Raw genomic sequence first — 7,727 nt, 5'->3', positions numbered from 1 at the left:
AACCGGCTGAAGAACTTCCGGGCCGTGGCCACGCGATACGACAAGCGCGCCTACATCTTCCTCGGCACCGTCACCTTGGCCGCCCTCGTCATCTGGCTCCGAACCTGATCCGAGAAACAGCTCCTAGTCCATCAGCTTCTGGATGCGGTCCTTGAACAGGGTCGTGGCGATGGCGGCCTTGTGCGGCTGGCCCTTCAGGAACGCCTGCGCGAAGCTCTTGGCCTGGTCGTAGGAGACCTTGCCGGGCATCGGCGGCTCGTTCTGGTCGACGTCCACGTCCACCAGGGCCGGCCCGTCGTGGGCCAGCGCCTGGCTGACGGCCGACTCCACGTCCCCCGGCTTGGTGACCTTGGCCCCGAATCCGCCGCACGCCCTGGCCCAGGCCGCGAAGTCGGCCTCCGGCTGGTCGTAGCGCACGCCGTGCTCCGGGTAGCCGAGCACCATCTGCTCCCACAGGATCTGGCCGAGCGAGTTGTTGTTGTTGATGACGACCTTGACCGGCAGCCGCTGCTGGACCGCCGTCAGGAACTCGGCCATGAGCATCGAGAAACCCCCGTCGCCGACGTACGCGATGACCTGCCGGTCCGGGAACGCGTGCTGCATGGCGATGGCGTACGGGAGCCCCGGCGCCATGGTGGCCAGCGTGCCCGACAGGTAGAACTCGCGCTCGCCGCGGATCGTCCAGTGCCGGGCCGCCCAGGTGGCGATGGTGCCGCTGTCGCAGGTCAGGATGGCGTCGTCGGCCGCGAGCCGGTCGACGACGGACATCGCGTACTGCGGGGCGATGGGGTCGCGGTCGGGGCTCTGCAGGGCGTCCATGTCGGCCCGCCACTTCGCCATCTTCTTCTGATATTTCGCCAGATGGGCGTTGCCGTCCCGGCGAGACAGCAGCGGCAGCAGCGCCGCCAGCCCTTCCTTCGCGTCGCACACCACCGGCACGTCGGTCGCGATCCGCGCCCCCGCCCTGGTCGGTTCCGCCTCGAACTGCACCACCCGGGTCTTCCCCGGTTCCGGCAGGAACTTCGAGTAGGGGAAGTTCGTGCCCACCATGAACAGCACGTCGGCCTCGTCCATCAGCTCCTCGCTCGGCCGGGTGCCGAGCAGCCCGATCCCGCCCGTCGTGTACGGCGAGTCGTCGGGGATCACCGCCTTGCCGGGCAGCGTCTTGATCACGGGAGCGCCCAGGGCCTCGGCCACGGCCAGCACCTCGTGCCGGGCGTGCAGCGCGCCCTGGCCGACGAGGATGGCGGGCCGCTCGGCCCTGTTGAGCACCTCGGCGGCCCACTCGACGTCCTCCTGCCGCGGGATGCCGGGCGGCTGCAGGTAGACGGGCGAGGTCTGCGGCGTCCTGGCCGGCCCGAGCTGCTCGTACGGGTCCGCCCCCGCCTCCGCCACCTGGATGTCGTTGGGCAGCGTGAGGTGGGAGACCCCGCGCCGGGCGTACGACGTCCGGATCGCGAGGTCCACCAGCGAGGGCAGCTGCGCCGGGTTGGAGATCAACATGTTGTACTCGGCCACGTCCTCGAACAGCTTGTCCAGGTGGACCTCCTGCTGGTAGCCGGTGCCCAGCACGGAGGTCTCCTGCATGCCCGTGATGGCCAGCACGGGCACGTGGTCGAGCTTGGCGTCGTAGAGGCCGTTGAGCAGGTGGATGCCGCCGGGCCCCGACGTGGCCAGGCAGACGCCGATCCGCCCGGTGGCCTTGGCGTAGCCGGTGGCCATGAAGGCGGCGGCCTCCTCGTGGTGGACGAGGACGAAGCGCACCCTGTCGCGGTGGCGCCGCAGCCCTTCCATGATGCCGTTGATGCCGTCGCCGGGCAGGCCGAAGACGGTGTCGACGCCCCACTCCGCGAGCCGTTCGATCAGGGATTCCGCTGCGATTTGAGCCATGCGTCCGGCACTACCCCGCACTGCCGGGCACAGACGCCTTTACGTAGTTCGTTGTCATTTCCAGGCGTTCGCGGGTAGTGGAGCGACATGCGCATTCTGGTCACGGGAGCCACGGGAACGCTGGGCGGCGCGATGCTACCCGCGCTGGTCAGGGCGGGGCACCGGGTGCGGGCGCTGAGCCGGAAGGAGCGGGAGAGCTCCGGGCGCGTCGAGTGGTTCTGGGGCGACCTGGTCTCCGGCAAGGGCGTCGCGGACGCCGTGCACGGCGTGGACGCGATCGCGCACCTCGCCACCAGCGGGCCCAAGGGCCGAGGAGCCGTGGACGTCCCCGGCACCCGGCGGCTGCTCCTCGCCGCCCGCGAGGCGGGGGTGCAGCACCTGCTCTACACCTCGGTCGTCGGGGTGGACCGTGCCGCCATCGGCTTCCTCGGTCGCAAGCTGGAGGCCGAGCGCCTGATCGGGGAGAGCGGGATCGGCTGGACCGTCCTGCGCGCCACGCGGTACCAGCAGTCCCTCGACCAGCGGCTGCGGGCGTACTCGTCGTTTCCCGTGATGCTCGTGGACCGCTCGCTGCCCTGGCAGCCGGTGCACACGGGCGAGGTCGCCGCGCTGGCGGTGGCGCTGCTGGCGGGCGGGCCCGAGGGCAGGGAGTTCGAGTTCGGCGGACCGCAGGTGATGGACACCGAGGAACTGGTGCGCACCTGGCTGCAGGCCAGGAACGTGCACCGCCCGTGCCTGCCCGTGCGCTACCCGGGCAGGCTGTACGCGGCCCAGCGGGACGGCGAGCTCGTCACGGACGGCGACTCCCGGGGTGTCATCACCTGGCACGAGTTTCTCCACCCCGCACCGCCCGCGCTGTCGGACGACTTCGCCACCGAGCACACCACCTCCCCCACCAGCCCGGCGAACCAGCCGGAGAACGACCCTGACCTGCACGTATACGGCGGCGACGAGGGCTACGAGCGGCCGACACGAAGCTAGCCCATTGCCCCGTTCTGTTACACATCGTCCACTTGCTCCGCATATGCCGGTAATAGACAATGTGTTCGGTGATGACCGGCATCCCGCTGACCGAAGACTTCGCCAACGGCGGCGTCTCCTTCTGGTACCGGCAGATCGGCCTGCCCGCACGGCGGCCGGCGCTGCCGGGGCCCCGCGACTACGACGTCGCGATCGTGGGCGGTGGATACACCGGCCTGTGGACCGCGTACTACCTGAAGCAGGCCGACCCCGGCCTGCGCATCGCGATCCTGGAGAAGGAGTTCGCCGGATTCGGCGCGTCGGGACGCAACGGCGGGTGGTTGTCGGCCGAGTTCGCCGGATCCAGGAAGCGGCACGCCAAGGCGCGCGGCCGGCAGGCGATGATCGACCTGCAGCGCGCCATGTTCCGCTCCGTCGACGAGGTCATCGCGGTGGCCCGCGAGGAGGGCATCGACGCCGACATCCACAAGGGCGGGCTGCTCCACGTCGCGACCAACCCCGCCCAGCGGCGCCGGCTCCGCGCCGAGCTGGCCGAGCTGCGCGGATGGGGGTACGGCGAGGCCGACATGCGCCTGCTCGGCCGGGACGAGCAGGCCGAGCGGCTGCAGGCCGCGGGCACGCTGGAGGCCGCGTACTCGCCGCACTGCGCCCGCATCCAGCCCGCCAAGCTGGCCGTCGGCCTGGCCGCCGCGGTCGCCCGGCTCGGCGTGGACCTCTACGAGGACACCACCGTGACCGAGCTGCGGCCCCGGCACGGCGGGGGGAAGGCCACGGCCGTCACCACGCGCGGCGCCGTCACCGCCGACTACGTCATCCGGGCCACCGAGGGCTTCACCGCCGGGCTGGCCGGCCAGCGCCGGCAGTGGCTGCCGATGAACAGCTCCATGATCGTCACCGAGCCGCTGCCCGCCGAGGTGTGGAAGCACCTCGGCTGGGCGGGCAACGAGCTCGTCGGGGACGAGGCCCACGCCTACATCTACGCCCAGCGGACCGCCGACGACCGCATCGCCATCGGCGGCCGGGGCGTCCCCTACAGGTTCGGGTCGCGTACCGACGCCCGGGGCGCCACCCAGCCGCAGACCGTCGCGCTGCTGTGGCGCATGCTGATCAAACTCTTCCCCGCGGCCGCCGACGCGCGGGTCCAGCACGCCTGGTGCGGGGTGCTCGGCGTGCCGCGCGACTGGTGCTCGACGGTGCACCTGGACCACGCCAGCGGGCTCGGCTGGGCGGGCGGCTACGTCGGCAGCGGCGTCACCACGACCAACCTGGCCGGCCGCACCCTGCGCGACCTGGTGCTGCGGCGGGAGACGGAGCTGACGGGGCTGCCGTGGGTGGGACGCCAGGTGCGGCAGTGGGAGCCGGAGCCGCTGCGGTGGGCCGGCGTGCAGCTCATCTACGCCCTCTTCCGCGCCGCCGACCGCCGCGAGAACGAGCGCGGCACCACCACCTCGGTCTATGCCCGCCTCGCCAACCTCATCTCCGGCCGCTGAACCTCCCCACCCTCGCTTCGGTCACCCCGGGGCCGCGCGCCACGGATCGTAGTCGACCTCGAGCGGCTCCTGCCCGGGCCGCTCGCCCTCCGGCACGTGCTGCAGGTTGACCCGGATGCGATACCACACGCTGCTGCGCCCCCGCATGCCGTCGACCAGCACATCGGCGGGCTCCAGCCGGGCCGCGACCCGCGGATGGCGGGACTTCCACCGCTCCAGGCCCGCCAGCGCCTCGTCCTTGTGCTCGGCCCTCGCGATCTCGATGACCGGCTTCGTCTGCCGCCGGCGCCCGCTGCCCTTGGGCGGCTTGGGCGCGGGCCCGAGCTCCTCGGCCAGCTCCAGCAGCCCGTCGAGCGAGCCCGCGTGCAGATCCATGTCCTCCCACGGATCACCCCGCTCGGCCAGCCGCCGCGGCACGGTCTCGACGGTGAACGTCTCAGGACGGCAGCCGGGCACCTCGTCCCACGTCAGCGGCGTGGACACGCGGGCGTCGGGCACGGCGCGCACGGAGTAGGCGGAGGCCACGGTGCGGTCGTAGGCGTTCTGGTTGAAGTCGACGAACACCCCGTGCCGCTCCTCCTTCCACCACCGGCTGGTGGCCAGGTCGGGGGCCCGCCGCTCCACCTCGCGGGCGACCGTCTCCGCCGCCTTACGCACCTGGGCGAACGCCCAGCGCCGCTCGATCCGCGCGTACACGTGGAAGCCCCGCGACCCGGACGTCTTGGGCCATGCCGCCAGCCCGTGATCGGCCAGCACCTCGCGCGCCACCTGCGCGGTCGCCAGCACGTCGGCCCACTCCACCCCCGGCACGGGATCGAGGTCGATGCGCAGCTCGTCGGGCCTGGACAGGTCGTCGGAACGCACCGGATGCGGGTTGAGGTCGACGCACCCGAGATTGACCACCCACACCAGCTGGGCCAGGTCGGTGCACACGACTTCTTCCGCGCTCAGGCCCGAGCGGTATCTCAGCTCCGCCACCTCGATCCAGCCCGGCCGCTTCGCCGGGGCGCGCTTCTGGAAGAACGCCTCCTCCTCGATGCCGCGCACGAACCGCTTGAGCACCATCGGCCGCCCGTGCACGCCCCGCAGCGCCCCCTCGCCCACCGCCTGGTAGTAGCGGATCAGATCGAGCTTGGTGAGGCCGGACTGCGGGAAGACCACCTTGCCGGGGCTGGTGACGCGCACGTCGCGCCCGGCGACCTCGATGTCAGGCATACGGTCACGATACGTGCCGCCCCCGACGTTCCAGCGCCGCGTGGAGGCGCGGCGCATGCCGATGGGCCTGGCGGGATGCGGTCGCCGGTGCCCCGGAGCCGTCTCGGCGACGTCCGTGACGGCCCGGACGGCTCAACCGTGTCGTGCCTGAGGGGCGCCCTCGTCCCGGCCGGTCGCTCGTTCGGCGAGGGCTTCGAGTTCGGCGACCGCCCGGTCGGTGGCCGTCTCGGCGGCGATCTCGGCCGCCAGTCGCCCCGCTTCGCGGCGGTAGGACGGGTCGCGCAGGACGCGGTCGATCGCGCGGGCGATCGTACGAGGGGAGGCGTTCTTGCTCACGGTGACCCCGGCGCCGGCGCGTGCGACGTGCCGGGCCACCTCCGGCTGGTCGCGTCCTTGCGGGATGCAGACCATGGGCACGGCGGCCGCCAGGGACTTGACGGCCGTACCGTGCCCGGCGTGCGTGATCGTCACCGAGGCGTGGCGCAGCGCGACGTTGTGCGGTGCCGACGCGGTGACCAGGACGTTGCCGGGCGCGCGGACCGTCGCCGGGTCCATGGCCGGGCCGGTGGTCAGCAGACCGCGCACCGGCAGCGTGCCGAGGGCTTCGGCGATCCGCTCGAGTTGCGTGCGCTGGTTCATGAACGATGAGCTCAGGCTGGCCAGGACCAGCGGCGCGTCACCGTCCGGCAGCTCCAGTCCCCCGGCCCAGGCCGGGTCGTCGAGCCGTGGGCCGACGTGCCGGATGTGGGCGGGGAAGCGCCTGCCGGGGAAGTCCAGCGTACGCGGGGACAGCACGAGCAGCCGGTCGACCCGGTCGAACGCGTCGATCACCGAGTTCACCGGCGGTAGGCCGTGCGCGGCGCGAGCGGCGTTGAGCGCCGGAAGTCCCTTCGCCCACGGTTGGAGGACCAACCGGGTCAGCACCCGATCGCGTAGGCGTCCCAGCGCGCCCGTGGCGGGAGAGAGCCCCAGGCCGGGCGGCGGCGCCCCCGGAGTGGGAAACGTGTACAGGGTCGTCACCAGCGAGGCCACAGGCAGGCCGGCCGCTTCGCCGGCGATGAACGCGCCGAGCAGCATGTGCTCGGCGACCAGCACATCGGTCGGTCGGGCACGCAACTCGGCCAGCGTGTCCCGGCCGTAGTCGGCTGCGGGGCCGCAGACGATGCGATCTCTCAACCGCGCGAACGCGCCCACCGGGGTGCGGGCCTCGAAGTCCTTGATGACGTCCTTGGCCGGATCGGTGGCGTCACCTTGGGGCGCCGTGGTCCAGGCGATCGGCTCCAGGCCGCCGGCGGCGATCTCCTCGTGCAGCGAGCTGTCCGCCAGCACCCGGACATGGTGACCGCGATCTTGCACCGCGCGGGCGACCGACAGGACGGGCGGCACGGCTCCGCCGCCGGACCAGGTGGCGAACAGGAAGTTCTTACGCATCGTGTCTCTTTCGGGGGTCGATCGAGGTCAGCAGGTCACGCATGGAGCGTTCGGCGTCGTCGCGCGACAGGCCGAGGTCGCGCCGCCACAGCTTCCACAGGTAGACGTCCGTGGCGGCATAGTGCAGGTTCACCGCATGCTCACGGTCGGGTCCGCAGGAGGGCAAACGGTCGGCGAAGACCCGTTCCAGCCAGGCCCGGTGCTGGCGGCGGGCATGGGCGGCCGCCCGGGCGACGGCCGGGACACGGTCGACTTGAGCGGTCCACAGCACGCTGGCGTCGCCGTGGCGTTCGTAGTCGGCGAAGAGCACGGCCACGATCGCCTCGACGTCACCGACCGGCGCCTGACGGGTCAGCTCGGTTCGGGAGGCCATCTGATCGGCGAGGACGTCGGCGAGCCCTTCCTTGCCGCCGAAGCGGTTGACGATCGTCTGCACCGACACGCCCGCCTCGTCGGCGATGTCCTGCAGCGTGACGTCGTCGTACCACCGCTGCATCCACAGCGCGGCCGCCGCCTCCAGCACGCGCGTACGCGTGACCTCCATGGCCGCGGTACGGGAACCCATGCGGTACGGGCGCCTGCTTCCATTTCCCATGGACTCATCCCTATATTCAATTGAGTGATTAGTCAAGCAAAAATCGCCCCTCGCCGGCGAGCGCCTGCCGAGTCCGGGGCCAGCGCGCAACGCGCTAACGTGGGCGAACGTATGCGAACGGGACG

Annotated in this window: 6 protein-coding genes and 1 pseudogene; 3 read left to right on the top strand and 4 right to left on the bottom strand. The window is 71.9% G+C overall.

Annotated features, from left to right (window positions below):
- Nucleotides 1–108, top strand: a pseudogene (locus ACTWPV_RS09670) (IS5/IS1182 family transposase); the annotation flags it as partial.
- Between the two features lie 15 nt (nt 109–123).
- Here the strand turns inward: ACTWPV_RS09670 and ACTWPV_RS09665 are convergent.
- Nucleotides 124–1,890, bottom strand: coding sequence for a thiamine pyrophosphate-dependent enzyme (locus ACTWPV_RS09665; RefSeq protein ID WP_443151444.1), 1,767 nt, complete (start codon nt 1,888–1,890; stop codon nt 124–126).
- 87 nt (nt 1,891–1,977) lie between these two features.
- On the opposite strand from ACTWPV_RS09665, the gene ACTWPV_RS09660 reads away from it, so the two are divergent.
- Together ACTWPV_RS09660 and ACTWPV_RS09655 are read left to right on the top strand one after the other, a co-directional pair.
- A complete protein-coding gene (locus ACTWPV_RS09660; protein ID WP_443151443.1) occupies nt 1,978–2,871 on the top strand; it encodes an SDR family oxidoreductase in 894 nt (297 codons plus the stop codon).
- A 71-nt stretch (nt 2,872–2,942) separates the two neighbouring features.
- Nucleotides 2,943–4,361 carry an NAD(P)/FAD-dependent oxidoreductase gene (locus ACTWPV_RS09655; protein ID WP_347644350.1) on the top strand — a complete coding sequence of 473 codons (1,419 nt, stop codon included), beginning with the start codon at nt 2,943–2,945 and terminating at the stop codon, nt 4,359–4,361.
- A gap of 21 nt (nt 4,362–4,382) precedes the next feature.
- Here the strand turns inward: ACTWPV_RS09655 and ligD are convergent, their stop codons facing one another.
- The 3 genes from ligD to ACTWPV_RS09640 all read right to left on the bottom strand — a co-directional run bounded on the left by ligD (nt 4,383) and on the right by ACTWPV_RS09640 (nt 7,572).
- Nucleotides 4,383–5,576, bottom strand: coding sequence for a non-homologous end-joining DNA ligase (gene ligD / locus ACTWPV_RS09650; RefSeq protein WP_443151442.1), 1,194 nt, complete (start codon nt 5,574–5,576; stop codon nt 4,383–4,385).
- Between the two features lie 132 nt (nt 5,577–5,708).
- Nucleotides 5,709–7,007 (bottom strand): glycosyltransferase, encoded by a 1,299-nt coding sequence (locus tag ACTWPV_RS09645; RefSeq protein ID WP_443151441.1) that lies wholly within the window; start codon nt 7,005–7,007, stop codon nt 5,709–5,711.
- Nucleotides 7,000–7,572, bottom strand: coding sequence for a TetR/AcrR family transcriptional regulator (locus tag ACTWPV_RS09640; protein ID WP_443151440.1), 573 nt, complete (start codon nt 7,570–7,572; stop codon nt 7,000–7,002). Before ACTWPV_RS09640 ends, ACTWPV_RS09645 begins: the two co-directional genes overlap by 8 nt.
- Nucleotides 7,573–7,727 lie beyond the last annotated feature (155 nt).

Source organism: Nonomuraea sp. KM88 (assembly GCF_052245635.1).
Classification (GTDB): Bacteria; Actinomycetota; Actinomycetes; order Streptosporangiales; family Streptosporangiaceae; genus Nonomuraea.
The sequence above is the reverse complement of the archived record's forward strand: the minus strand, read 5'-3'. Positions and strand labels throughout refer to the sequence as shown.

Coding starts and splice junctions, on each gene's coding strand:
- ACTWPV_RS09665 (WP_443151444.1), bottom strand. CDS start 1,890: ATGGCTCAAATCGCAGCGGAATCCCTGATCGAACGGCTCGCGGAGTGG.
- ACTWPV_RS09655 (WP_347644350.1), top strand. CDS start 2,943: ATGACCGGCATCCCGCTGACCGAAGACTTCGCCAACGGCGGCGTCTCC.
- ACTWPV_RS09645 (WP_443151441.1), bottom strand. CDS start 7,007: ATGCGTAAGAACTTCCTGTTCGCCACCTGGTCCGGCGGCGGAGCCGTG.
- ligD (WP_443151442.1), bottom strand. CDS start 5,576: ATGCCTGACATCGAGGTCGCCGGGCGCGACGTGCGCGTCACCAGCCCC.
- ACTWPV_RS09660 (WP_443151443.1), top strand. CDS start 1,978: ATGCGCATTCTGGTCACGGGAGCCACGGGAACGCTGGGCGGCGCGATG.
- ACTWPV_RS09640 (WP_443151440.1), bottom strand. CDS start 7,572: ATGGGTTCCCGTACCGCGGCCATGGAGGTCACGCGTACGCGCGTGCTG.